Origin of the sequence: Spirosoma liriopis (assembly GCF_023196085.1) — a bacterium.
GTDB lineage: Bacteria > Bacteroidota > Bacteroidia > Cytophagales > Spirosomataceae > Spirosoma > Spirosoma oryzicola.
The window spans coordinates 32,447-57,120 of record NZ_JALPRF010000012.1 but is presented as its reverse complement, the minus strand read 5'-3'; the positions used below and the strand labels follow the sequence as shown (position 1 = coordinate 57,120).

The 24,674-nt window shown below is 48.9% G+C and carries 35 protein-coding genes; 24 read left to right on the top strand and 11 right to left on the bottom strand.

Annotation, left to right across the window (positions count from 1 at the left end; genetic code table 11):
- Positions 1-176: 176 nt before the first annotated feature.
- The 8 genes from M0L20_RS28625 to M0L20_RS28590 all read left to right on the top strand — a co-directional run bounded on the left by M0L20_RS28625 (position 177) and on the right by M0L20_RS28590 (position 10,021).
- Positions 177-860 (top strand): hypothetical protein, encoded by a 684-nt coding sequence (locus M0L20_RS28625; protein ID WP_248480641.1) that lies wholly within the window; start codon positions 177-179, stop codon positions 858-860.
- Between the two features lie 44 nt (positions 861-904).
- Complete coding sequence (locus M0L20_RS28620) at positions 905-1,645, top strand: hypothetical protein (protein WP_248480639.1); 741 nt, start codon at positions 905-907, stop codon at positions 1,643-1,645.
- Positions 1,642-2,709, top strand: coding sequence for a hypothetical protein (locus tag M0L20_RS28615; protein WP_248480637.1), 1,068 nt, complete (start codon positions 1,642-1,644; stop codon positions 2,707-2,709). Before M0L20_RS28620 ends, M0L20_RS28615 begins: the two co-directional genes overlap by 4 nt.
- A gap of 99 nt (positions 2,710-2,808) precedes the next feature.
- Entirely contained in the window at positions 2,809-3,186 is a 378-nt protein-coding gene (locus M0L20_RS28610) for an ASCH domain-containing protein (RefSeq protein WP_248480636.1), read from the top strand.
- 2 nt (positions 3,187-3,188) lie between these two features.
- On the top strand, positions 3,189-4,448 hold the full coding sequence (locus tag M0L20_RS28605) for a metal-dependent hydrolase (RefSeq protein ID WP_248480635.1): 1,260 nt from the start codon (positions 3,189-3,191) through the stop codon (positions 4,446-4,448).
- A 159-nt stretch (positions 4,449-4,607) separates the two neighbouring features.
- Complete coding sequence (locus tag M0L20_RS28600; protein ID WP_248480634.1) at positions 4,608-7,010, top strand: hypothetical protein; 2,403 nt, start codon at positions 4,608-4,610, stop codon at positions 7,008-7,010.
- A gap of 4 nt (positions 7,011-7,014) precedes the next feature.
- On the top strand, positions 7,015-8,130 hold the full coding sequence (locus tag M0L20_RS28595) for a hypothetical protein (protein ID WP_248480633.1): 1,116 nt from the start codon (positions 7,015-7,017) through the stop codon (positions 8,128-8,130).
- A 379-nt stretch (positions 8,131-8,509) separates the two neighbouring features.
- Complete coding sequence (locus M0L20_RS28590; protein WP_248480632.1) at positions 8,510-10,021, top strand: tyrosine-type recombinase/integrase; 1,512 nt, start codon at positions 8,510-8,512, stop codon at positions 10,019-10,021.
- A gap of 150 nt (positions 10,022-10,171) precedes the next feature.
- On the opposite strand, the gene M0L20_RS28585 is transcribed toward M0L20_RS28590, so the two are convergent.
- Both M0L20_RS28585 and M0L20_RS28580 read right to left on the bottom strand, forming a co-directional pair.
- Complete coding sequence (locus M0L20_RS28585) at positions 10,172-10,537, bottom strand: helix-turn-helix domain-containing protein (RefSeq protein ID WP_248480631.1); 366 nt, start codon at positions 10,535-10,537, stop codon at positions 10,172-10,174.
- Positions 10,538-10,905: 368 nt separating this feature from the next.
- Entirely contained in the window at positions 10,906-11,250 is a 345-nt protein-coding gene (locus M0L20_RS28580) for a hypothetical protein (protein WP_248480629.1), read from the bottom strand.
- Between the two features lie 229 nt (positions 11,251-11,479).
- Between M0L20_RS28580 and M0L20_RS28575 the strand changes: the two genes are divergently transcribed.
- From M0L20_RS28575 to M0L20_RS28505, 15 genes are all read left to right on the top strand, one after another.
- Positions 11,480-11,869, top strand: coding sequence for a hypothetical protein (locus M0L20_RS28575; protein ID WP_248480627.1), 390 nt, complete (start codon positions 11,480-11,482; stop codon positions 11,867-11,869).
- 50 nt (positions 11,870-11,919) lie between these two features.
- On the top strand, positions 11,920-12,150 hold the full coding sequence (locus M0L20_RS28570; protein WP_248480626.1) for a hypothetical protein: 231 nt from the start codon (positions 11,920-11,922) through the stop codon (positions 12,148-12,150).
- Positions 12,151-12,154: 4 nt separating this feature from the next.
- The gene (locus tag M0L20_RS28565) at positions 12,155-12,343 is read left to right on the top strand and encodes a SymE family type I addiction module toxin (RefSeq protein ID WP_354004301.1); all 189 of its coding nucleotides are present in this window, start codon (positions 12,155-12,157) and stop codon (positions 12,341-12,343) included.
- Positions 12,344-12,410: 67 nt separating this feature from the next.
- Complete coding sequence (locus M0L20_RS28560) at positions 12,411-13,016, top strand: hypothetical protein (RefSeq protein ID WP_248480624.1); 606 nt, start codon at positions 12,411-12,413, stop codon at positions 13,014-13,016.
- A 58-nt stretch (positions 13,017-13,074) separates the two neighbouring features.
- Positions 13,075-13,428 carry a DUF3846 domain-containing protein gene (locus tag M0L20_RS28555; protein WP_248480622.1) on the top strand — a complete coding sequence of 118 codons (354 nt, stop codon included), beginning with the start codon at positions 13,075-13,077 and terminating at the stop codon, positions 13,426-13,428.
- Positions 13,429-13,483: 55 nt separating this feature from the next.
- Positions 13,484-14,131 carry a PD-(D/E)XK nuclease-like domain-containing protein gene (locus M0L20_RS28550; protein ID WP_248480620.1) on the top strand — a complete coding sequence of 216 codons (648 nt, stop codon included), beginning with the start codon at positions 13,484-13,486 and terminating at the stop codon, positions 14,129-14,131.
- A 159-nt stretch (positions 14,132-14,290) separates the two neighbouring features.
- On the top strand, positions 14,291-14,476 hold the full coding sequence (locus tag M0L20_RS28545) for a hypothetical protein (RefSeq protein WP_248480618.1): 186 nt from the start codon (positions 14,291-14,293) through the stop codon (positions 14,474-14,476).
- 36 nt (positions 14,477-14,512) lie between these two features.
- On the top strand, positions 14,513-14,695 hold the full coding sequence (locus M0L20_RS28540) for a hypothetical protein (protein WP_248480616.1): 183 nt from the start codon (positions 14,513-14,515) through the stop codon (positions 14,693-14,695).
- Positions 14,695-14,880: a hypothetical protein gene (locus M0L20_RS28535; RefSeq protein ID WP_248480614.1), complete on the top strand. Its 186-nt coding sequence runs from the start codon at positions 14,695-14,697 to the stop codon at positions 14,878-14,880. The genes M0L20_RS28540 and M0L20_RS28535 overlap by 1 nt, the downstream gene beginning before the upstream one ends.
- A gap of 76 nt (positions 14,881-14,956) precedes the next feature.
- Entirely contained in the window at positions 14,957-15,259 is a 303-nt protein-coding gene (locus tag M0L20_RS28530) for a BrnT family toxin (protein WP_248480612.1), read from the top strand.
- Complete coding sequence (locus M0L20_RS28525; RefSeq protein WP_248480610.1) at positions 15,240-15,392, top strand: hypothetical protein; 153 nt, start codon at positions 15,240-15,242, stop codon at positions 15,390-15,392. Before M0L20_RS28530 ends, M0L20_RS28525 begins: the two co-directional genes overlap by 20 nt.
- A gap of 309 nt (positions 15,393-15,701) precedes the next feature.
- Positions 15,702-15,950 carry a hypothetical protein gene (locus M0L20_RS28520; RefSeq protein ID WP_248480608.1) on the top strand — a complete coding sequence of 83 codons (249 nt, stop codon included), beginning with the start codon at positions 15,702-15,704 and terminating at the stop codon, positions 15,948-15,950.
- Positions 15,951-16,060: 110 nt separating this feature from the next.
- Positions 16,061-16,270, top strand: coding sequence for a hypothetical protein (locus tag M0L20_RS28515; protein WP_248480605.1), 210 nt, complete (start codon positions 16,061-16,063; stop codon positions 16,268-16,270).
- 133 nt (positions 16,271-16,403) lie between these two features.
- Positions 16,404-16,706: a hypothetical protein gene (locus M0L20_RS28510; RefSeq protein ID WP_248480603.1), complete on the top strand. Its 303-nt coding sequence runs from the start codon at positions 16,404-16,406 to the stop codon at positions 16,704-16,706.
- 14 nt (positions 16,707-16,720) lie between these two features.
- Positions 16,721-17,014, top strand: a complete 294-nt coding sequence (locus tag M0L20_RS28505) for a hypothetical protein (protein WP_248480601.1) — start codon at positions 16,721-16,723, stop codon at positions 17,012-17,014.
- A gap of 260 nt (positions 17,015-17,274) precedes the next feature.
- Here M0L20_RS28505 and M0L20_RS28500 read toward each other — a convergent pair whose 3' ends face one another.
- From M0L20_RS28500 to M0L20_RS28470, 7 genes are all read right to left on the bottom strand, one after another.
- Complete coding sequence (locus tag M0L20_RS28500) at positions 17,275-17,682, bottom strand: hypothetical protein (RefSeq protein WP_248480599.1); 408 nt, start codon at positions 17,680-17,682, stop codon at positions 17,275-17,277.
- A 214-nt stretch (positions 17,683-17,896) separates the two neighbouring features.
- On the bottom strand, positions 17,897-18,388 hold the full coding sequence (locus M0L20_RS28495; protein ID WP_248480597.1) for a hypothetical protein: 492 nt from the start codon (positions 18,386-18,388) through the stop codon (positions 17,897-17,899).
- A 280-nt stretch (positions 18,389-18,668) separates the two neighbouring features.
- Complete coding sequence (locus M0L20_RS28490) at positions 18,669-19,112, bottom strand: anthrone oxygenase family protein (RefSeq protein ID WP_248480595.1); 444 nt, start codon at positions 19,110-19,112, stop codon at positions 18,669-18,671.
- A gap of 69 nt (positions 19,113-19,181) precedes the next feature.
- On the bottom strand, positions 19,182-19,664 hold the full coding sequence (locus M0L20_RS28485; RefSeq protein ID WP_248480593.1) for a hypothetical protein: 483 nt from the start codon (positions 19,662-19,664) through the stop codon (positions 19,182-19,184).
- A gap of 38 nt (positions 19,665-19,702) precedes the next feature.
- Positions 19,703-20,137 (bottom strand): MarR family winged helix-turn-helix transcriptional regulator, encoded by a 435-nt coding sequence (locus M0L20_RS28480; RefSeq protein ID WP_248480591.1) that lies wholly within the window; start codon positions 20,135-20,137, stop codon positions 19,703-19,705.
- Between the two features lie 333 nt (positions 20,138-20,470).
- Positions 20,471-20,767: a class I SAM-dependent methyltransferase gene (locus tag M0L20_RS28475; protein WP_248480589.1), complete on the bottom strand. Its 297-nt coding sequence runs from the start codon at positions 20,765-20,767 to the stop codon at positions 20,471-20,473.
- A 27-nt stretch (positions 20,768-20,794) separates the two neighbouring features.
- Positions 20,795-21,058, bottom strand: coding sequence for a class I SAM-dependent methyltransferase (locus tag M0L20_RS28470; protein ID WP_248480587.1), 264 nt, complete (start codon positions 21,056-21,058; stop codon positions 20,795-20,797).
- A 324-nt stretch (positions 21,059-21,382) separates the two neighbouring features.
- Here M0L20_RS28470 and M0L20_RS28465 point away from each other — a divergent pair, with 324 nt between their 5' ends.
- The gene (locus tag M0L20_RS28465; protein ID WP_248480586.1) at positions 21,383-22,489 is read left to right on the top strand and encodes a DUF5700 domain-containing putative Zn-dependent protease; all 1,107 of its coding nucleotides are present in this window, start codon (positions 21,383-21,385) and stop codon (positions 22,487-22,489) included.
- Positions 22,490-22,883: 394 nt separating this feature from the next.
- Here the strand turns inward: M0L20_RS28465 and M0L20_RS28460 are convergent, their stop codons facing one another.
- Positions 22,884-24,179 (bottom strand): Y-family DNA polymerase, encoded by a 1,296-nt coding sequence (locus M0L20_RS28460; protein WP_248480584.1) that lies wholly within the window; start codon positions 24,177-24,179, stop codon positions 22,884-22,886.
- 5 nt (positions 24,180-24,184) lie between these two features.
- Positions 24,185-24,643, bottom strand: a complete 459-nt coding sequence (locus tag M0L20_RS28455; protein ID WP_248480582.1) for a LexA family protein — start codon at positions 24,641-24,643, stop codon at positions 24,185-24,187.
- Positions 24,644-24,674: the final 31 nt, after the last annotated feature.

Below are 24,674 nucleotides of genomic sequence, written 5' to 3'. Positions count from 1 at the left end.
CTTTACCGGTAATTAATACACTCCTTCCTGTTCCTAGTTAATGTATCCAAATGATATATTTTTGTGACATAACATCTTCCTTTTATCTGTCGCCTTATCACGGAAATGTACAACAGATCGATAGCACTCAACACCGTACACAAATGCCGGATTTACGTACACACAAAAACACAATTATGTTCACCCCCCGTACCCCCCGCCCCTTTTTTCTACTGCTGGCTCTAGGCGCTGGACTGAGCATCGCCAATCTAGGAAAAGCACAAGATGTCAAACTGCTGCCTTTGTCTGTCTACGAAACGAGTTTAGTTACTTTTCACGCGCAGAAAGTCAAAACGGCTTGTCTGGAATACCAGGCCAGTACCAAAAAGAAGTGGTGGTACTATCTGCCGACACTTGGCTACAGTTTCGGGCTGCCGAGCGTGAACGGAGGCACGAACCAGCTCATTCAACTGGACCAGACCAGACAACAGAACTGGGCAAAGCTGGAAGCAATCACGAGTCAGGCCCAACTCGACTACCGAACGGAGCTGCACCAGCTACGGAGCCTGTACCAAGCACTGGAGATTGAGCAGGCCACGATTGCTGACAGCTATACCACCGAACAGATGGAGAAACGCATTTTCAGTATTTCCGCCGAGGCCCATGACAAGAAAGAAATCAAACCCGTTGAGTTCCACCAGGCGCAGCTCCTCTACCAGCGTCAGGTTACGGGACACGAACAGCAACGAAGAAGCTACCGGCTCAGGATCGTGGAACTGGCCCGATTTGCCCGGTACAACTTTCCAGAAGAGACATTACCAGGACTCGACTCACTCCGGTCCATGACCGTGAACCTGTCCACTCCCCGATCTCAGCATTAATCCAAATTCACATATTCTCTACCATAAACAGCCGTACCTTGACTATGCAAACCATTACCCGCCTGGTTGCCTTATCCTTTATTGTTCCTCTACTGGGGGCCTCCTGCCAGCACGACGAACCCGGTGCCAACTCCCGGAACGGAACCGTCTACGTGCAGTACGAACGACTGGGTGACGGATTCCGGGAATTACAGCCTGCCTTCACACTGACCGATTATGTATTCCGGGAAGAACCCATTCGACCGGACTGGAGTGCTGATACGAACGAAAACTACATCGATAAAGGCAAGATAGCGGAACTGGTTAAGGCTGGACAGGTGAAACAGACACTCGTCCAGAAAAAAGGCGACGGCCCGTTATCGCTGGAACCCGGTTACCATCTCCTGAGTGATGGCGGGCCAAATCCGGTTGGATTTTGGGTCAACGCAACGGATAGACCCCTGATCTGGGTCAACAGCAATTACCCATTCAGCTGCGATCACGCGGAAGTAAAGATTATCCTGAAAAACTACCCCGCCCGGTACAATCTAAAGTGGTGGTTCATGGGTACCGATCTGATTGATCCCGCAACCACCACTGAGCAGCTGCTGACTAAGTTTACTGAGGATAAAGACGGTATCGATTACGATGCTGGATTTACAGCCATGACCCGGAGAGGGCGTTCGTTCCGCGTACCAAAAGGAATCGGGTATCTGATCGTAAAGACACCGAGAGATACGTATCAGGCGGCACGGATCAACGTAGGGGAAGCGAAGACCACGACTGTAACCTTTACCGCGCCATGAACGGTTTTCAAATCCGGGTAGCGCTGCTGGTGCTGGTGGCGTGTATCAGCTGGCGCTGTGATCCGGTTGACGAATCAACGTTCCCGGACAACAATTCGTACTTTCCCGGTCTGGACTTCGAGCCGGTCAATGATGGTCAGTTTCCGGTGTGGTTAGCGAACAGCATTGACGCGGAGCCGCAGGACATGACGATTGAGGTCTGGTACTACGACGTAACCGACAACAGCGACGAAGCCCTGGCCGATGTACGAAACGCTGCGTATGCTGCCGATGATGAATTTGTGGTACAGGCGAAAGGGAACGGATTCAGCAATTACAACGTCCAGAAACAGGTTCAGCTGTATTTCGATGAAGCGGCATTAGTGGTGCTGCGCATAAAGACCAATGATGGGCAAACCGCATACGCTGCGTTTACGACCACGAATAGCAAGAACCAAGTCGTAACGTTTTCGGCGCAGAACGGTGGCCGGTTAGCCGCTTCAACGAATGCCCGCATCTGTTTCGAATACCTGAACAACGAAACCGAGGTTTTCCGTCCCGCCTACTACATGGTGAAAGTGTGGCGATCCGATAACGAGCCTTCCGGTAATCCAACGGGTAAACCCACATACATCGTAACGAAACCCGCCAACGGACGCAGTTTTGCCCGGAAGTCGGTCAGACCCGGCTGGTACACCGCTGAGTTCGACGGAAGCGGACATTACCAGAAATTCAGCGTGTCGGCCTCGGAGAATGGTTTGCTGGTGTACAATGAACATAACTGGTCCAGTCCATTCAGCGGCTATTCCAGCAGCTACGGAAAGGTACGGGTAAGCTGGGCAAAACCGCCCGGTCAGGATGCGACCGCCGTGCTAACGTTTTTCAAAGCGGGAGCGCACTATACCAATATCTGGATGTATGCCGAGGATGGGTCAGGAAAGATAAAGTACCAGTTCTGGTTTATGCCTTCTGGTGTCTACGAACTGAACTACAACCTGCACAATAGCGATAACTACGCCACCAAATCAGTACCGGTGCACATTGCCCCCGGTAAGGTTTACCCAAACATAAAGCTGACGTATTAGCTCCGACCGCGCGGAATTGTATGCCTACCTGATCGGAAACCCGGCATCCAGCGCTTCAAAAGGGTTTTGTTCTTCTCACCGTTTACCTTCGTTCGAATCATGATTCCGCGACTGATGACTGCTGACCAGTTACCCCAATCACCAAAAATACCCGATCTGCCCCGGCTGGAATTTTCTTACAACTGGAACAAGAAGCTCGACTGTCACAGCTACACTACGCTGCGGCTTGCCAATCCGGAACGATATGCAATTGGACGCCAGTTCGGAATTTATCTGAACGGTAAACACTGGCATGATGCCGAAGTGCTGGACGTAAAGACACTGACGCTCGACCAGCTGAACGAATGGATCGCCCGGCTCGATACCGGTTATAGTCTGGACCAGTGCCGGGAAATCATTCAGACGATGTACAAGAACCGGTCCGTCAACTGGGAAACGCAACCCCTGAACTGGATACTCCTTTGTAAACTCGACTAGGGATGCAAAGCTTTAACCATGTGGCGGGAGGCTTTGCCTTTGCGGGGATCTTCGCCAGCTTTGCCGATATCAATATTTTTGACCGCTTCGATACAATGGCGGTGGTCTGGGTCGCGGCTGTGCTACCCGATGTTGATCATACGAAAAGCATTTCGGGAAAGGTGTTATATCCCTTATCCAAATGGCTGCAAACGCACTACGGCCACCGGACCGTGACGCACAGTATCTTTTTCTTTAGCGCCGTGGTGGTCCTCTGCAAAGGATTCGATAACCTGTTCCACCAGGCATTTACCCTGCCCGTCGCGCTGGCATTGGGAAGTCATTTGATTTTCGATATGTGCACCAAGCAGGGCATTCCGATCTTTTACCCCTTCAGCCGACGACCGGCGGTTCTTCCGGCCAATCCCAAGCTACGGCTCTCAGCCAACGACTTTCGCAGTGAAGCGATCCTGTTCCTGATTTTCTGCTGTCTGAACGTCTTTTGCTATCCGCTGATGGCAGCTGGTTTCTGGACCAGATACAACAAAGGATTTGCGACATTTGACCATCTGGAGCGCGAACGGAAACGGAAACCCGGAGATTATGACGTGCGTCTATTGAGTGCGGATGGGGATACAATTACGGGAATTCTCGTCGAGCAGAAACCAACGCAGCTGACCGTCTGGCAGACAAACCAGTTTATGCACTATAACCCCGCTAAATACCGACTGCTGACTTTCCACCGACTAACCAGCCACCACGAGCTGAAAGCTATTCATCTGGTTGGGGTTACAGTGGACAGTCTGAACCACTACCTGAAACGGGCGGTGGTAAAAGTAACGGTACAAAGTGAACAGGAAGTCTATTACGTTGACGGCGCGTTGGTGAAGAAAGGCAATGAGTTAACGATTGAGTATCCCACCGGTGCCAGGTTTGGTCAAGTCGCTATCAACAACGCGCAGACCCGGCTGGAGCTACACCAGCTGGAACTGGAACACAAGGCTGAGCAAAGACGCTATCAGTTGACAATGGCTGAGCTGGAACGTCACCATGCCGACCTACACATACATACGCACAAAAGCGATCTGAGTGATTACGAAGAAGGTAAACGCAGAGAAAAAGTCAGGGAGCTAAAAGAGAAAATAGCCACATTTACCCAGCCTGAGCCGGTGAACACGGAGCTGTACCGGGTTCGAAAAGCGATGCTGGAACACAAGCTGCGGGAGGTGGCTCGTCTGAACGCGAGCTTATTGATTTGGAAGTTAGAAAATTGGAAAGAATAGCTCTAAGGAACGTCTGTCGGAAACACGTTATCCTTGTCAGGGTAATAGAATGATGTTAATACACCCTAATCATAGACTAAAATTTGGCTGCAATAAGGGTGTTTTACCCGTAAAAGTTTGTCTGTTTATTCCGTATTTGCCCTGAAATCCTCTATCCTGATGAAGCTTTTCCTCGCAAGTCGATTTGCAAGTTTTTTTGCCATTTCAATAATCACTAACTCTTTCGTGTTTGGGCAAATCCAGTTTGATGGATCAGCTAAACTGCTCAATTCGCCCCCTGAAACGATAACCATTGATCAGTCTTTGTCCTTTAAGATTGCGCCCAACAAGGCAGATGCGCTTTTATACTTTCGAGATCTCGTTATGCGCATGGATAAAGCGTATTTATCATTAAGCAAATCATCTACTCAAGACAGTTACATTCAGCTAGGAGTTAATAGAGAGTCCTTGGCAAAGGCAAAAAATGAAATTGGTTGCTGGCTTCGGTTTCTACCTACATGGATAAAGTATCCACTAAAATCTGATTTAAGTCAGTGCGAATGTAAAGATGTAACAACCTCCTACTTGACCTCACCCGAAAAATGGTTTAACGAACTGTACACAATCTACGCGTATGCAGATCGCTCCACACGAACAGATTCCCTTATTGGTCAATTTAATCCTGACGCCAAATTTGAAAATTTTGTAAGTAATATAGATTTGACAGCCTTCGATAAAGATACCCGTCTTCTTCAAATTGATCTGCGGGTAAAACACGCCGTTAATCTGTTGATAAGCCAGCAGGTCGCTGCCTTAAAGAGTTCCGGTTTTCAGTTACCGGATTCGGATAGTATAGATGAGATCAATAGGAATCTATCAACATGGGAACGTACATACAAGTCGACTTATAAAAATGCTCCTAGTTCTTTTACCGATGCTGACAAAAATGCTTTGGGAATTATTGATAAAGAAATACGGAAATCAAAAAACGAAGGATTTGTCATATTGAACCAATCCGACTACTGTTCAATTGCCGATAAGATACAACAGCTTGAATTACCAGTTCAAAATTACTATAAAGCAATACAGTTGGGATTTGAGCCATTCGTTCAATTTTACAATGCAACCTCCTACGCAGACTTGTCATTACGTTGGCTATGGTATACCGGGGGCGTATTAAACGCGCAGCCATTTGACGTTGTAATTCCGAACGGTCTAAATGATGAGCTTAATGATTTTAGTAAATCACTAATTCAACTGAAGCGGGATTCAACCTTATATCAGGCCGAAAAAGTAGTACTTAGCCAACGACTAAGTAAAGAAACGGGACCGGAACTAGTGGTAACTGAAAAGAAACTCGCCAAACTAGAAGGGGATATATTTGATAAAAAAAGAGCTATTAAAGACGCTGAGAAAAAAGTAGCAGAATTAACAGCTAAAAAAGCAAAGCTAACTAAGGATGAATCAGAACTTGCCGATCAACAGTTACGTCGAGATTGGTTTTTGAACAGTGTCCTGCTTGCCTTTAGGAGAGGAAATCCATATGTACTTATGCGGCACCACGATGCGCAGGCAGAGTATAAATTAATGTCTCCCCTGAAAGATTTTCGATCCTTCTACCAAGAGGAGAATCAGGACGTAGCGGTTTTAATTCACAATAATAGAGATTCAATTAAAGTAACTACAGAGACGGCACCGTTTAGCGAGGTATCCATTACAACGGCCCTATTACTTCCCGCTTTTGAAGAAATATCTGGGATAGCTTTCGATGGAATAAAAGCAATAATGGCCGAGGAGAACTTTGCTCTTGAAAAAGCTGGAGGATACACTCTTCCAAAAGCACTAGCTGATCGGAAAGCCTGCAAGCAGATTGTTGATAATTTTGTTAAGGGGCGCTTTTTTGCTGAGGATGCTCCAAAGATGATTGGTTTTTACCGTTCCCAGTTTCGGGAGTTAAATCTGCCCACCTCTGATAAGGAAGATACGAAACCGGCTTTTTTCACACAGATGATTTCACCAAAGCCTGATACACTTGCCAGTCAGACAATGAAGTACACAATAAAAAATTCGAAAACGGGGACAACTGAACGGACGGAGAAATATACTATTAGTACGCTTAAAAGAATTTTACCAATAGCTGGCTTGGGGTACAGTTTTTATAATCAACCTAGTGTTACTATCAATGAAGACGGTAGTATTAAGACGACCAAATTAGGGGGATTCTTTCCTTTGGTAGGTCTAAAAATTCATCTCTTTAAAACAAATGTGAGTGATCGCCATTTTATCATTCACTCAAAGCGGGTCCCCTTGGATTACCATTACAAGTTTGATTTCAGAAAGATACACGCCGTATTGGGGATTAACGCCCTTCACCCACTCAATAGCTTTGTTGCTGGGATTGGTATAGATTTATGGTCTGGTTTCTCTCTTCAAGGTGGATATAATATAGTACGCGCCCAACAGCCTGTTTTACAGGCGAACAAGGTGATCGATACCCGGAACTATCTAGATGCAAAAAGTAAATTTGTTAGTATCACCATCGATCCTTCGCTTTTCATGCCAATCATTAAGCTATTCAGGTAATTCTATGCTACTTCATCGCGCTTACTGCAATATTTGTATAGGTCTACTTCTGACAAGTGTAGTTGTTCTAATGGGTGGTTGTGATCCACTGACTAGAGGACCAGAGGCAGGTTTTGGGGGAAATGCCAGTATTAAGGGAATCGTGACTATTGACGATATTCAAACAGGTCAAAAAATACCTGTATCTAACGCAATTGTGCGCCTTGGCTTTAATAATTCGGATTCAACAGCTAATCAATTATCCACTACAACCAATGCCGGAGGATACTACGAATTTACCAGGTTACAAGGTGGGCTGGGGGATAAAGCAACTTATTATCTTACCTGCATCAATTCTCGTAAGGAGTTGACTAGCTCTATCACGTATATAAAAATGGATTCGGTGCAGTTTCAAGAGCGAACCGAACAAGTTACAAAAGATCTACACTTACAAGCCAAAGCGGGATTGTTTTCCTTAGTAGGTTCTGCACAGATAAACGACGTGTTAACAGGTAAAACTACAAAACAGTCAGGTGTACAGATACTACTTAAGCGACAGACAACTATCGCTGATCGAACCGGATATGTCGTATTAACGGATGCCTTGGGAAACTTTCTCATCCCTAACCTTGTGCCTGAAAAATATACACTGGACTATAAATTCGCAAGCCCGTTCAATGGTGATAGTCTGCGCTACTCAGCTACGTATTCCTTCACGACTACAAGCCCGTTAACGACAACGGCCAGTATTGCACCAATACCTAGTCTATCCTCTTCAACAACTATAGTAAACTCCATCGGGACTACTCCTAAAGTTCAATTTGAAGCAGGACTGGCAACTTTGACATTAAGATCGGAAGGAGATCTAATTTTATTAGTTGTAGATACTGACGGTGTTCCTCAGCCAAGTCTTACGTATAGCCTATATGCCAACAAAACATTATTTGATACGTATAAAGACGGTACACATAGTATAGCCACAGGAACGACAAATGCGTACGGACGAGCGTTGATTCGAAACTTGGTAGACAATAAAACGTACTATCTCCGGGTATATGATGATGCTAAAGCGCCAAAACTATCAAAGGAAGAAAAAATTACTGCCTCTTCGCCAACTAGCAAAACGATAACTGTAGAATGATGAATTTACAAGTCTCGCAAAGAATACATATGTCATCATTTAGAATAAGCATAGCGTTTATTAAAGGGACGAATTACATGTAGTCTCCAGGTCATGAAAAGCATGTGGCTGTCTTGGGGATCATTACGTCGAACGTATGAAACGTTTGGGATAGGCTTATCCGGTTCGATCTAATGAAGCACAGGTTTATTTTCAGAACACCACCCCTGCAATGCTTAACTAATAAATTCTAGTCTATTGTGGATAGGTAGCTTTTCCGGTTTGCTGTAATGTTCTGCTACTTAATTTAGTAGTCGGATAACCACAAACAGTAGATAGGGTAGCTGGCTACGTATAAGCAAGCCATTTGACAAAACTATACCCTTCGAGCGAGAACCGTATGGAAACTCAAACTCCCGATTTTCACACTCGTAAAGAACAGGAAGCGTTACTGGCAGCAACCCGTAAATCTAGTCATCGGCTGCTGATCCTGTTGATGCTCGATGCCGGATGCCGGGTTACCGAAGCTCGGACCCGACGCTGGGAGGACTGTGACTTTCGGGCGCGAACGGTAAAGATCGATAGTTTAAAGAAACGCAAAACCGCCAAGGCCACTGCCCGCACGGTGCCTATGTCCCAACGGCTGTACGAAGCGTTTGAAGCCATGCTCAAAGACGGAGCGACTCCAAAAGGGTTCGTCTTTCCCGGTGAGGACAACGGTCATATCGGACGCTCAACGGTAAACATGATGCTCAAACGCATCAGCGAGAAACGGCCCGAAGTGGGTGATACTAAACCGCACAAGCTACGCCATACCTTCGCCAGCAACCTACGGGCTCAAGGTACTGACCTGAACGATATTCGGGATCTTCTTGGGCACGAGAATGCACAGACAACATTGATTTACGCTCATGCGGACCCCGACCGCCTACGTGCGCAGATCGACGCAGCGGCTCCGCGTCCAACGTTATTGGAGCGGTTCAAAGCCTATCTATTTCCGCCCCGTCGAACGCTGATCAATCTGCTTACCCCGGATACGGATTTTATTGTGGGCCGAGAGAAAGAACAAAAGCAGATTCAAAGTCTGGTGAGCCGGGGAATCAGCGTGCTGATTACGGGTCCTATTGGTATCGGGAAAACGCATCTGTTGCAGTCGCTGAACTTCGAAAAACGGACCTTGCTCATCGACGACTGTTCGGATATGAAGTCGAGCCTGAAAGCGGCTATCCTCCACATCTGCGGAGACAAGGAAACCGCTGCGGCTATGCTGTTCCAAACCTCGGATCTCAAATCGGTCGAAACCAAACTGAGTACGACGAGTCTGGCAAATCTTGTACAGACGCTCAAGGATCTGATTCAGCCTCAGGAGTACTTACTAAAAATCGGCACGCTGGATGGGATTACGCCCAAAGGGGTAAAGGTGCTGGAAGATTTGAAAGATCATTTCACAATCATCACCACGGCGCGCAGCGTAAAGATGGAAGCAGCCAGCTTTGCCTGGAGCTTTGAAAAGATCGAACTCAAACCCTTACCGCGACCGGATGCCCTGAAGATGATCTATCGGCTGATCGGTGATCTACAGGTTTCGGACTTAGATGCGGTAATGACGAAGCTGTACGAAACGAGCGACGGAAATCCACGTAAACTACGGGAACTGTGTGAGCGGTTGCGGAGGGAACCCTTCGTGAACTTGGACGCTGCTACTGAAGTTGCCGACAGCTATTTGGGTAGACAGGTGGAAGAATTCGATTTTTCGGTAATTTTGCTGGTGATCCTGGGCGGTTTTGTGCTGTTGCGCTACTACGGTCGGGAGACGGGCGAGAAGGACCTACAATTCATCGGTGCCTGTATTATGCTGATAATGATGTTTGCCCGGTATTTCTTTCGAAGTGCCCGGCGAAAAAATCTATAGCGGTTCGCCGTACCAATTTTCTATAGTGCTTAAAGGTCAGTTGCATTGCGGCTGGCCTTTTTTGTGTTAGTAACGATGTCTAGGAAACAAAAACGTAGTCAGATAAATAGTTTTATAGTTAAATAATTTTTTAGTTAATTGGTTAATTAACTACTCATTTAAGACTGATCCTTTGCCCCGTAACAGAAATTCCGCTGAAACTTGGGGAAAGGCTTCGGCGATCTTGACCAGGTTCGACCATTTGGGTAGTAACTTACCACTGGTCCAGTCATACATCTGCTGCTTTTCAATACCCGCCTGCGCACCCATTTCGTTTACTCGAAGGCCTAGTGCCACCGCAACGGCTTTGAGCCGCTTTGCCCCTTCCGCATTTGTAAATTCCATCACTCGTTTTTTTGTGCTTTCGCAAAGATAATGAAAGGAATGTGGAATTAGTACGAGAATGGAAATCCGCGCAGCAGCCGCACAGCGCAGGCCGTAACGGTGCGCTCGTTCCTCGACACACCGAACGGCCACGCGCTTCGGCTGTTTGCGCTACCTAGGATAGAGGGTTGCCAACCGGTTGCTTGCTCCGCAGGGCGCTGAGCCGCGCGGCATAACTGACGCATCAACCTGCGCCCTCCTCCATCCCCCGCGCCCCTCCTGCTATTCGCTCGCACATCCTCTGCACGGTCGGGAGGTGTCGTCGGTCGCGGCTTCGGCCCGGCTGGGCGGCTCCGGTCGGGGCGCGTTCGGTCGTCGTTCCTCCTCCCTGCCTTGCCCTCCCTTCGGTGCCCGCCGTCCTGCGCTGATATGTGGCTCCTAGGGTGGCGGTTGCAGGCTGGCTCCCCGCCCGCGCAGGTGGCATCCGGTCAGGCTACCGCCCCGCGTCTGTGGCTGGTCGCTCAGACCAGGATCAGTTTTACCCGCTTGCCCTGCCGTTTCGCTTCTTTGAGTTCCTGTTCGGTGCCTTTGCTTTTGCCATCCCATAGCGCCACCAGGTTGTCTACGGCCTGTACCAGTTCCCTGCCCCGTATCGGTCCAGCAGCCCGTCCATACTCTTTCCAGTTGGGCGCGTGGCCTACCTGCGCCCGCCCGGTTTCGCTGGCCCAGGTTTCGGCGTGTTGTTTCCCGGCTCCCTCGGCTCCGTGGTGTAGTTCGGTGGTTCCCAGTTCCAGGAGGGCCGCGCGTATCTGTTCATAGTGGTTGGGGCTGGTAAGCTGGCGGCTGGCGAGTAGTGCTGTTTTCATAATACTAAGTTACAAAAATATGTAATAATAGCAAAGTTTTCTTTGTGTTTTCGCTTGTTTTCTCGCGTTGTTTTTGTACCTTTATAGTGTTGCAAGTGAGCAATAGTAGTTCTTTGACATGGTAGTATTTTCATTTGTTCGCGCTCCGTCTGGGCTGGTGGTTTGCCTTTAAAAGCCGCGCATTGCACTATAGAAAATCGGGCCTGGTGCCCACAAAACAGAAAAAGTCATGAATCAGATTCAGTATTTTAAACGCACTGATGGCACCGGCTGGGTTGCCATTCTGCATGAACAGTATTTAGAGACCCTTCACTTTTGGGAATTTAGTGGCCTCATCATTGCCCGTATTGAGTTGAATAAAAGCGCTGCTGGTTCGCTCGACGCTTACCAGCATCCAGAAAGCAAATACATAATTTGTAACCAGCAGGAGTATTTAGCCGCTCGTCACAAGGCGCAGTCCGCTATAGCTGATTCGTTTAGCCAGTTTCAGCCAATCCATCCCACGCCCATCAAAAGCAATCCTGCGCTTATGGATGGCTTTTTGGCGCAGGTTCGCAAGCCCGGCCCGTTTGTTACGCTGGCTACAGGCCGTACCATTCTCAACGATCTTCCTTTCTGATTTCTCCCACCAGCCCCGGCCACTCGCGTCGGGGCTAAATTCTCTCTCCTATGCGTTTTTCTCAAACTATCCGCCTGCACGGCGTTGCCATCGCCGTTACCGGCACCTATGAACCCGCCGAAGCTGCTACGCGGGAGTATCCCGGTTCAAAAGCCGAGGTGTACCCCACCACCGCCATGATTGGCGAAACCGATGTGCTACCTCTGATCGAGGCAGCGGACTGGTGGGAGCCACTGGAAAAAGCAATTCTGGAAAATCTGGGCCAACCTGCTTACGCCTGAGTCCATGAACAGCCGCACCCGTAAAGTGCAGTCCCGCTACAAGGTGAGCGGGACTGTCGGAAACCGCAGGATGTCCGTTTCGCCCTCCCTAGAACTGTCGGGCAACTGGTTCAAAGCCGCCGGCTTCGCGCCCGGCCAGCTGGTCAGCGTCGAAACACAGGACGGTGTTATTACCATTCGTGCCGCCCGGTAACGTACCCCGATGCCGGGACGGGGTACGCTCCCGGCTTTTGATCTCTCCCATTTCAATTCCATATACAATGGCTTACAAACACGTAGACACCGACACCGCCGAAGTTTCTTTCTCCATCAAATACCTGACCGGGCGACCCCGCCAGTACCGGTTTAACGGCCAGACCGGACGCTTCAACATCAACGGAATTACTGACGTGGGAAACAGTCTGACCATTCAGCCGATTGTCTGGCGCATCTTTACCGAAAACCTGTTTGCACGGGGTAAAAATGAACTGTGGGCTGAACTGTTCTTCGTGGATTCGGCTAATGCGCTCTGTTCGATCATGTTCAATAACTCGTCGGTCAATGAGTTGTACAATCTGATCGAAACACTTTTCTACGATGATCTGAGTCTGGCCGATGTGGTGCTGACGATTACCAGCGAGAAAAAAGCCTTTGAAAAAGAGCAGACAAAAGGAACCTGGCATCTGGCTAAGTTTGGGTTTGTCCTGGCTGACCCGGCTACGGTAGCCGAACTAGGCGAGTTTGCCCGTTCTGTTGATATTTTCCGGGCCGATACCATCACCGAGACCGCAGTCTATCATCTGGTATCGGACACGTTTCCCAAGCCGCTCCAAACGATTCCGGTAGCTGTCGAACCCGCTCAGTTACCCGCTCCTGCTAACGTATAAATCCACCGGTCCCGATACCTGCACAGGTATTGGGACCATAAACCACCCCACCCTGAAAATGAAAGCGATAAAAATAGACGTAGAGAAACAGGACGTGTATGATCTGGAAATCGAAAGCGGAATAACCGCCATGTATACGGCCATCAGCTGTACTTGTGTTGACCGGGTTGTGCTGGATGATGAAACTGATTTGTGGCTCGATGATGAAGGGCTTTTGCACGAGCCGCAGCCCACTAAGTTTTCCATTGCCGGGTTTGACCGGTCCTTTGCCGGAAACGGGCTGATCTGCGGCTACAATGCCGAGGGCCAAACGATCAGCACGACGCTGACCGCTGAACAGGTCAGACCGCTGATTACGTTCCGGGGCAATGTGCCTACGACTATCGAACCCACTATCGTTATCTCCTTCTGAACCCCCACCAACCGGGAACGCTAACCCGCTCCCGGCTATAACCTGAAACACGTATATGGACTATCGTTCGTTACCCCGTATCTCGAATTCAGACCTCACTGAATTTAAAAACCGGATTTTTGGCTACCGCCCGTATCAACCAGCCAGTGCCCTGGCTTTTGGCTCCGCCCTGCATGAGCTGATTCTGGAACCGAATACAAACGTTAACATGCCCGAAAGCGTTGACCGGAATTTACTGAATAAAGTAGCGGAGCAGGTACAGGCCGATGCCTATTGCCGCTGGGCGTTGCAATTCAGCCGCAAAGAATCGGTGCAGCTGTGGAAAGACCCGGCTACGGGCCTGCTGCTGAAATCAAAACTCGACCTGGTTCACCGGAACCGGCTGGTGATCGACTTCAAAAGTACGAGCCAGCGCACCCACGCCGATTTCCTGAAAAGTCTGCACACCTACGACTACGACCGGCAGGCCGCGTTTTACCTCGACAGCGTTAACGCCCATCGGTTTGTGTTCATTGGGGTCCAGAAAATCAAGCCTTACAACATCTGGATCGTGGAGCCACCTGCGTGTTTCGTCGAAACCGGACGGAAAAAGTATCGGGCTTTGCTGCGGGAATGGAAGCGACGCCAGGAAGCCGGACAGCCCTTTACGCCCTCGTCGTGGAACCGTGAACCCGTTTTAAACCCCGCTGTGCTATGCTCCTGATGTCTGTGTATACCGTTAAAACGCTGGTTCTGTTTGTGCTGATGCTGGGGGGCGGCTGGCTCCTGCGCACCGACCGGTACGGTAACCAGCACCACTAACCAAATCTGTCATTCACTGACCGCGATGCTGCAAGGGATCGCGGTCCTAAACCTAACTTGTATGACCCTGCCGATTACACCACCGAACCGTCTGATCCTCGACACCCTACGCTGCGTACAGGAATCCGAACCTGATCCGCTTTACCAGACCCCGTCACCGGACCCGGCTCCTGACTGGCGGGTAGGCGATCTGGTGCGGCAGACCGATAAGCTGATCCTGATTATCGCCGTTGGTGCCGAGCGGTAGCACCAGGCCCCGGACGCATCGGGAGCGCTTAGCTTAGTGCGAACCTACCGGGAACTGATCTGTCTGGACGAAACCGGTAACTGCTGGCAGGCCGACGGACCCACCAAGCGGGTTGATTTTCTGCACAATACCGGATTGCTTTACGACTACCGGAACCGGGAACAGGTCTGGCGCGACTTCTGGGACGGATTTTTTACGCCTTACTTTGAGATTCTGTAATGGGAGCCGGAATCCTGGGCGTGTGTGCGGGCTTCCGGTATCAGGCGCGCTTCGCCAACGACGGGTTGCGGCAAGTGGCCGGTCGCGTCCGGGAGCCAGCGTCTTCGGGCGAATGCCCTCAACCGCCCGGCCCCGGTCGCGTCCGTCCGCCTACGCTGCCTGGCTGCGAACAGTTCATGGATTGAACGAATAGAATTTAGAGGCTGGATACTTCGTACTTTTACCACAAGTTTCAGCGATTAGCGTATAACAAACGAGTACATGAATTTTGAATGGGATGACGGTAACCTAACCAAGCTGAAACGGATTCAGGATAGCGGTCGTTTTATTGAGCAACAAGAGATTGAAAGCGTCTTTGCTGATGGTCATCAGCTGATTACACAAACCTACAGCGACGAACAGACCGGTGAGGAACGGTATATGATTCGCGGCTTAAGCAATCAAAACCGGGTACTTTCTGATCTATTCGTAATCAGGCAGCCAGGCGACCGGATTCGGGTGTTGAACGCGTGGAAGACAAAGCAGGCTAAACTAAAGGAGTATCATGCAAACAAAACGGAATAAGAAAGGCATGGTTGAGGCATCAGAGGAGCAGCAGAAGCACTTTGACAGCTATCCTGATACCAAACGGCTGACCCTGAAAGAAATACTGGAGCGCAGCCGCCAGCAGGAGAAACCAAAAGAACTTGTTAACTAAGCAGTCGGGAGCTGTAAACAGCTCCCGGTTTTGTTTTAGGTCGATAGGCTGACCAAAGCACTTTACTATATAGCTGCTTAACGAAGCGGCCTTGACTGGAGGAAAAGGAGTCGTTTCAATGGACAGTTTTCAAATGCCTATAACGACAGAGGAAATATGTGTCTATAAAGTTGATAATTGTTTACTTAATGCTATCTTTGATCCAATGTTCATTTGCCATAGGCAAATGACCGGACAAATGAACCGACCTCGAACCCCGTTTCGGGGTTTTTCATTTAAAACGGTTACCTATTACCCTACCGATTAACAATGGACCCATTGCGAGAAAATACCCGTCAGTTATCCAATGCTGATGATCACCCGATAATTCAGGATTCGTTGCTGATTACCTGCCAGACACCCGCCCCTATACTGACTGTGGGTGACACCGTTACGGTCAACGCGGGGATTAAACCACCGCTCGTATTTACGATCACCGAAATGGACCAGGTCGCCGATCAGCAAATGGCCTGTGGAGAATACGGTTGTTTTGCAGTAGAGCTGCTGAGCCGGTGCTAAGCCCGATTTTTAATTTGAATTAGTTAAGTGTAGAAAGCCTGACGGTGCTGCGGTCAGGCTTTTTTGTCAGAGAGCCGGTGACAACGGAAGAATCAAGCGTCTAACCCGGCATGAGACGACTAGCTTACCTACTGATAAACCGTTCTACCATGAACTGGCGCGACGCCTGGCGCAAAGCAGCCCAACAAGCCGAAGACGATAAACCGCGCCTGATCGACAGACGGATGGATTTGGAAGAATGGGACAATTGGCCGATTGATGGGCAGTTGTTTGATACGTCGCACCGCAAAACGATCTGGCAGATATTGACCAGAACGTAAAAGTAGCTCTTACAGGCAGGCTACGCCCGTTGAACGGTGAGCAAGAGTCCCATAAAAAAAGTATCAGGACTCGGTGTTTACCAGATCGCCTGTACTTACGACTAAGGACCAAACAACGTAATCAAGAACACGTATGACTGGTATGTCAACCGCCTGGTTATGGGCGAAGAATAAGACCCAGACCATGACTTTCGATATTCCGCCGATGTATACTCTGGCGTACATCACATTATCCCAAGTCAGCAGTGACGAGGGTACCGTGCGCGCTTACATCAATGGCTATCGACACCGGCTGCCTTCGGGAGCCGATCAGACCGTAAATTTTGACGGCAACACGGTGACCAGCTTTTCTCATGAGCAGGTGACCAGCGTCACGTTCTCGGTATGGGCTTTTCAGGGATATGGCTATGCAACGCCCGTTTTAACGTACTGGTAAACGCAAATCAAACAATGGATCTTATTCAAACGGCAGGTCTACGAACCAGGCCCCAGCAAACCAGAACCTGCATCGTTTACAACGGCGAGACCGGTGAAATCGACCACATCCATACCGTCGTTACGATGGAGGGAGCCCCTGTGCGCGGTCAGCGCGAAATTGAAGCCGAAGCGATGACGCTGGCCCGCCAGCAGGGTATCAAGTTAACAAAGCCTAAGACACTTTTTGTGAACGAACTGCCCCGGTTCCGTCCCGAACGGCGGCTCAAGATTGACTTAGCCAAGCTCAAACTTATTGACGTTGATTAGGATTCTACTAGTCTGCCGTTCAAAAGTGAATTAGTCATCGAGAGTAGCAAATCCGCAGAGGCTACCTGCTTTTGCGGCTCTATTCTAGGTTGTAGGAAATTTGATACGAGAGAAACCGAACTGTGCTGTAACTTGGTCGAAGGATCCATTACAGCACCGTTTCATGACAGCCCTACCCGTCTCATTCAGGAGCGATTTGTGAGACAGTGATTTTTTCAATACCCGTCAACGCCGGTCAGTAGCATACGTCTCCTTAGAAACTACTTGATTTTAACACCCTTATATTCGTAAAAGTCAGAGTCTGGACCACTACTCATCAGTAGCTCTCCGCCGTCAGTTTGGATTGACTGGCCTTGGCGAAAACTTAAAACAGTAGCCACCCCCCCATACGCATGGCCAATTGCATCCAACGATTTGAGCGCCGGTATTTGAACACCTTTTTTACTTTTAATTAGTAGTTCGGTAGTCCCCTGTTTGGAAATCTCTAATGTATCAACATAAGAGGAAGAGACTTGCTGAGTAGTATAATTCTTAAGTTTGACCTCACACACGTAGACACCGATCCGTTGATCGCGTACGTCAACGCCAGAATCAGCAACTACATCGGCTTGTTGACAAGAGGAGTTGATCATCATTACGAAGCCAGCTAAAACGAGCAGGATTTTCATGGCTGATTTAATTTAAGGGAGTATAACATCCTTAACTGCGCAGATCTTTTTGTGTCGTATAAGTGGCGCTCTGTTAGCTAAAGTACAAGACACAAGGTCAACTACTTATTAATAAGCAGATTCATAAAACTCTATTCGCTTCTTGTCTCAGGTAGGAGCATTTTTTAAAAATGAAATATGGTAAGGTGATAAATTGCCGTGGCTGTTGCAAAAGTTAAACAGCGTGGTCTGGCTGAACAGGGTAAGAAAAGCCGAAAGGATATTCTTGTTTATTATCGTCTAATTCTAGTAAGTATCCCCACATATCTCGATTGCCTGTACCAAAATACCAGTTGGGCATCTCAATCCATCTATCCCTGCTATCAATAATATCATTTGGTTTTTTACTCTTCCAATAGAAGCAGTAAGTTCCCATGAACTCTGTCTCAAGATGCATGACCACAGAGATAAACTCTATTTCTTTCAAAATACGCTCAAACCTTAAGATGTATTCTGGCCAAAAATCCTCAACAGCCTTGTATGTAGCTCCAAATGTTATAATCAGTTCATCGCGAAATATGGGTTCTGTCGTTTGCCCAACCATAAAAATATCCTTAGGGATATACGGAAATGTGGCATCATAGGGCAAGTTATCAAAATAGGTTTTTATCTTATCGAAATCCTTACTGACAGTAATTCGCCCATAAACAGTTGATTGTGTTCCCATTATATCTGTAGCAAGGATATATTGTCCATTATAGAAGTATTGAAGTCTGTTTTACAACAGCAACCTGTTTATGTAATTTAGAGTACGAAATTTCAAACTAAGTTATGTTTCTAAAAACGCCCATTTATTGAAGCAGATGTATGAAACCTACCTCGTCTCATTAGGGAGCGATTTTTGAGAATATGCATATTGATGTTACGCAGTACGGTTGGTTCCACTAGTCAATGTGGTTACTACTAAACAACTGTATGCTTGCTTACAACACCAGCAGTTTTAGTCCTCAGCGGCTAACGGCGATGATCCCCAAGATAGATGCCACCGCAGCGAACACGATGCGTAAACTATGGAGCATTAGCCACATATCCCGTTTGGCCAACACTTGAGCTAAAGGCAGCGACCGAGCCGCAAACTGGCTGTTAGTCGGGGCGAACCAGACCGCAGTAAGAATAAATAACATCCCGATACAGCCTGCTGCCAGCAACCACAACCTACGAACCTCTCTATCCCCCCAGCTTAACCAGACCGAACCGGTAAGGCCCACCACCGCAACTAGGCCGACGGCGATGGCGCGGGGAACAAGGGGCAAGAATGTGTTGAAGGAATCCAGGAAGGCCACCGCCGACAGCTCCTTCCAATAACCACCCAGCAACACACCGATGGCGAACAGTACCCCGGCAAACATACCCGAGCTAATAACCGCTAAACTATTGAATACTAGTTTCATCTGATTTAATTGATTCGGGTTAACTAACTGGATAAGCCCCTAGGAGGGGTGAGATCAACTGAATACGATTTAGGATAAAGTTGGACGGTGAGTTTGTGGAAGCTGGTCTTGGTACAGACGCTTTAGGCGGAATCCGTCCCGAATCATCGACCCTAACAAGACTAGGTTGGTCAATCCCACGGCCAACTCGACGAGCTGTGCACCCATGAAAAACGGGTCGAACTGGCCCTGGCTGGCTTTATAATACAGATAGGAGCCTAACGTCAGCAGTAACAACCCATTGGGAGCGATCCACCTCATTCGTCTGCGCTTGCGCTCGATAATAACGTTATGCCCCTTTCCGGCCAGCTTCCGGCCCGTCAAGGCGGCTAGAGGTACCAGTAACACCATCGCCCACATAGTGTAGAAGATGGTTCGTTTGACCAGCACAACCCAGGAAGGACTGCCCAATAGCTCGCTCATCAGCGAGCCAGTAAAAAAGCTGGCGATCAGACACCAAGCGATTATGCCAGCGGCAGCGTGGACTCGGGCAAGATTTCGGCGGTTGACCATAAAAGCATTTGATATATCAATTAATAAGGTAAATTTTATCAGCTCAGATTATCGATCATTTTTCGAACGATTTGGTTAAACAGTGTAACCTCCTCAGTTGTCACTCCCTGGGTGGCTCGTTCTAACACCTGTTGGGCACACGACACCATCCGTGGTACTAATTCCTGACCTGCCGGCGTTAAGGCCAGATACTTGTCGCGACGATCCTGATCGACTTGCTGTCGTTGGACAAGCTGTTTTTTTTCCAAGACGACCAGGGATCGGGTTACGCTCGCATTATCTCGTGAGGTAGCCCGGGCTAACTCAAGTTGATTCATGCCAGGGTGCTCCTGTAAGCGCAAGAGCAGGGCCCACTGCTCGGCCATCACCTCCACGCCGTCTCGCTTGAACTCCTCATTGAGTTCCCGTTTCAGTAGGTTGGCAATGATATTGATGGTGTAGCCAACAGAGTCATCTAAGGAAAACACGTTCATATTGCTGCAAAACTAATTGATATATCAAACATCTGCAAGCACAACCAGAAATAAGGTAGAAATAGCTTATCCCTACCGAAACAGATGAACCCCACATACACCCATTTTATGCTCGCTCAGTCCCTGTTACCTTCACCGATAAGTGGATAGATTTTACAAACGTAGGCTGTTGAGTGTGGGTTTGTAAAATGACATCTACGATTATTTCAGTAAATGCCCGATTTGCGGACAGAGTAATCATATAAATCTCAATTGGGAGCCTTTTTTGAGAACTATTGAAGCACACACCACTTAGTTCTCCTAACGCCCTCATCTTTGAAAGACTAGCCTTGTCTAAGAAACGTTTTCTTTGTTTTGCATCAAGCTTGGCTGATTCTCTAGACACAATAAGGTTGTCAGGCCGCAAGCTTGAGCATCCTGTATCGTTTGTTTACCGCTGGTGGGAAAAATGTGGCTACCTGCACCGGGTGGACCATGCCGAAGGGAAAGGGCGAAAAGACCGTTTAGCTCTAACAAGTGGGCGATTCGTTTCATGGCCATTGATTGCTGCTTATCGTCAAGATGATGCCACACGCCCGATGCCAAGACGAAGGCAAACTCATTAGCATGATGGTCAAGTTGGCTCAGCATTGGTAAGCAGTCATCCATCCACTCAAGCTATGGCGAAGTGTATAATGCTTCTCCAGCAATTCGGAATTGGTCAATGGGTTCAAGGGCGATAACCGAATGTCCCCTTTTGGCCAGTTCGTAGGCATCTCGGCCAATGCCTGCTCCCAAATCCAGGATGCGACTGGGCTGTTTAGGGATAAATGGCAGGAAATCACGATGCAAATCCAGGAAGTCGATGGCGACGGTGGCTTGAATGAATTGTTGAGCGATATCCGCATAGCCCTTTGTGCCTGGTGCCGTTTGAATTTTCATTTGCTTCGTCTCAAGTGGGAGCGTGGCTGTTGCACAACTCTAACTCGAAAGAGAAGTTAGCTAGTTGGACTTCTTTACTAATCAAATCTGAACGTTAAAACGTTTTCCCAGAGCAGTTAAATGATTCGATTTGACACTTATTCAGACCACAAGTGAGTTGTGCAACAGCCACGAGCATTTGATGAGAATAATTGCTCAAGTATAAATCAAATGATAATGCAACGCAGTAATCTTTTTTACACTCTTTACAAGGGTAATCGAATGGGCGTTTGCGAACCCGCCTTCAAAGAAGAACCCTGTTGAGGCCTATTACTGGCATTTGCTATGAAAACAATCGTACTATTTTTGGTCTGGCTTTTAGCCATTGGACACCCGCTACGCAGCCAATCTTTAGCCGCTCCTGAAGCGAAAATAACGATACAACTTGATTTTGAGAGTGCTAAAGCCATCATTGGGTTATTGACCAAAACACAGGTAACCGATGCAGAATTAAACCAAGTGGCCAAACTGTATGGCAATCAGCAGTTGATTGCTAAAGTGACCAGCTATGACAAGACAGGGACAGAAGCGGTCTTTAAGCAAACCTTACGCGAGTTGATCGAAACCGGGACGGTTAACGGAAAAGATCCCTTCGAGTGGAAAGTAGTCAAAACTAGTCTAGGGACCGTTCAGCACATGATTGGTGAGCTCGAAGCCAAAGGCTCCTTTCTGGACGATGTGAAGCGTTGCCTAATCCCATATTGCCCGCCGACCACCAGTCAGGTAACCGCTCGCGCCTGCTTTTTAGTCGGGGGGGGCGCAACAGGCTTTACCATTGGGGATGATGATACGTTTAACGTTGCCCTTCACAAGATCGGTAACGATTATGAAGGCTTGGTTTCGTTAGTCACTCATGAGCTCTACCACACCGTTCAGCAGGTCGGCCAACGAGCCCGAAAAAAAAAGACGTTAGCCGGGAATCTGCCAAAACCCGTAGCCACTGCGTCGATGTTGCTGACTAATTTATGGTCGGAGGGGACCGCTCAGTTGGTCGGCGATGTCACGACGAGCGGAAAGCCTACCTCGTTCATGCAGCGCCAGAGCGAGTACCAACAGAACCGCCAGCGCATGCGGCAGAACTTTGTGTTGTTTGAAAGCTTACTGTTTTCAGCGTATTATGATTCGACGGCCAGTGAGGAACAATTGTACAATGTTGGGTTCACGACCGTTTTTGACCAAACGGCTTATTACACCGGCTACCGCATGGCCAAAGAGATTGAAACCCACAAAGGGAAGGCGGTTTTAGCGACGTTGATCAACCAAAGCCCTCTTGACTTCTGCCGGGTTTATATTCAGCTCTACAAGGAGTATCCTAACAAGATCAACTTTAAATTTAGCTCGACTACCGAAGCGATCCTGGCCAAGCTAGAGCCCTGGCGGGATAAGATTTGAGGTATTCCTAAGCAGATTCATTCCATCGTATTTCGGTAAACGCCCCATTTTTGAGATAGAGATAGCAATCGCGTTCTTGGAAATATTGTCAATAAAACAAAGTCTCAAAATGCCGTCTCACGAATCAAGCTGAAAATCTCACATTTCAGCTAAGTTTCTGAGACTACTTCGCTCCCCGATGAAAGGTTACAACGACTATCAACCTGCGGTCCGGTAGCCTAGCTCAATCAATGGATTAAAGTCTGATGGTGCGCTGGATGGTTTTGTATCATCTGCGTAAAAGAACAGAATGGGAATAAGGTTTGTGGCTGTGGGTAGGTCTTTCCGGTACCTCCTATTTCATATCGTGTTTCGTTACGGCTGCATTCGACTTTTTCAGTACTGACGTTCGGTGTCACTTCACCAGCAGAATATCTTTCCACTGGGTTGTGTAACAGGGCGACAGGTACTGCCGCTTGTGGTGCCAGGTGGGGTTGTACCCCGCTCCCGCCAGCCGCACCTTATCCCGGCCATGCCGCTGGTTCAGTTTATCGACTACCGGGGACAGTTTTGCCAGTCGCGCGTCGGGACCGTCGGCGAATAAGTGCCCCTGCTGATAATCCATAGGGACCAGATCGGATAGGATCACCCCTACTTTCTGGTAATCGTAGCCGAAGGCAAAAATAGCGCTCAGTACGGCCTGCGCGTACCGCACCAGTTCCGGGGTGCTACTCGTCGGGTGGGGCAACTCCACCGTCTGGCTTTTGTAGTACTGTTTCGCTAGTTCTCCGTTCGGAGATCGCTTAAAGCGATTGGTGTGCAGAAACACCGTAATTGCACCGGCTGCCGAGCCTTGTTTGCGTAACTTTTCCGCTGCCCGGCTGACGTGGGTGGTCAGCGCTTCGGTGATCGTAGCCTGATCGGGAATGAGCTTACCGAACGAGGGTGCGGTGCAGATGGTTTGTTTGGGCTGGGCTTCCATCTCCAGCAGCTTGCAGGGCCTCCCCCGCAGCTCATAGGCCAGCCGTAAGCCGTTGACGGTTAACTTTTCCCGCAGCCAGTCGTCGGGAAGGTCACGAAACTGAGCCGCCGTGCGGATAGCGTTGCGTTTGAGCATGCCCGCGTATCGGCTCCCGATGCCCCACAGATCACCAATGGCGAAGTCCTCCAGGGCATCCTGAATTTTGGTATTCGTGTCCAGTAACAGAACACCGTTATGCTGGGGCTCCCGCTTGGCGTAGTAGTTGGCGACTTTGCACAGGGTCTTGGTGGGGGCGATGCCAACGGAGACGGGTATACGTGTCCATTGGTCGATGGTGTGGCGTAGGGTCTGGGCGAACTGAGTTAGGTCAGGCAAACCGTCTTTACGGTACAAGGATTCGTAGCCCGTCAGGTTCAGAAAGGCTTCGTCGATGCTATAGACTTCGACCTCTTCCACGAAGCGGCCAATCGTCGCCATTACCCGTGCCGACATATCGCCGTAAAGCGTGTAGTTTGAAGAGAATACAGTAACGGAGTGCTGCTGAATCAGCTCGCTCATCTGAAAGTAGGGCGTTCCCATCTTCACTCCGATTGCTTTAGCTTCGTTGGATCGGGCAATCACGCAACCGTCGTTGTTGGAAAGCACCACCACCGGGCGACCAACCAGCGATTGGTCAAAGCTACGCTGGCAGGAAACGTAAAAGTTGTTGCAATCGACGAGTCCAAGCATAATGACTACACTTTGTGAATAACAAACGTAACGACGCCAAAGAGCCGGAAGTCGTCGCCGGGATGAATGTAGATCGGCTCGTAGTTGGGGTTGGAAGGCATGAGCACAATCATCTCCCCGCGCGACGGACCGCCCGCGTAATGGATACGCTTGATGGTGTTGCCCCCATTGGCCCAGGCCACCACAATCTTGCCGTCGGTTGCGTCCCGCGAACAGTCCACGACCAGTACATCGCCTTCCTGGATGTGATCCCCTTCCATGCTATCGCCCACGGCCCGCACAAAGAAGGTGGCTTCAGCATTGGTGATGCACAAGTCGTTGAGGTCACAGACCCGCTCGACGTAGTTGTCGGCTGGCGAGGGAAACCCGGCCTGGACGAGTGACAAAAAGAAAGGAACACGCAGGTTTGTATCCACCGTCGCTTTCACAAAACCCTCTTTCCTTAACCGCTTCTCTGGCTGCATAGCCCTGTCCGTTTCTACACCTGAGCGGCTA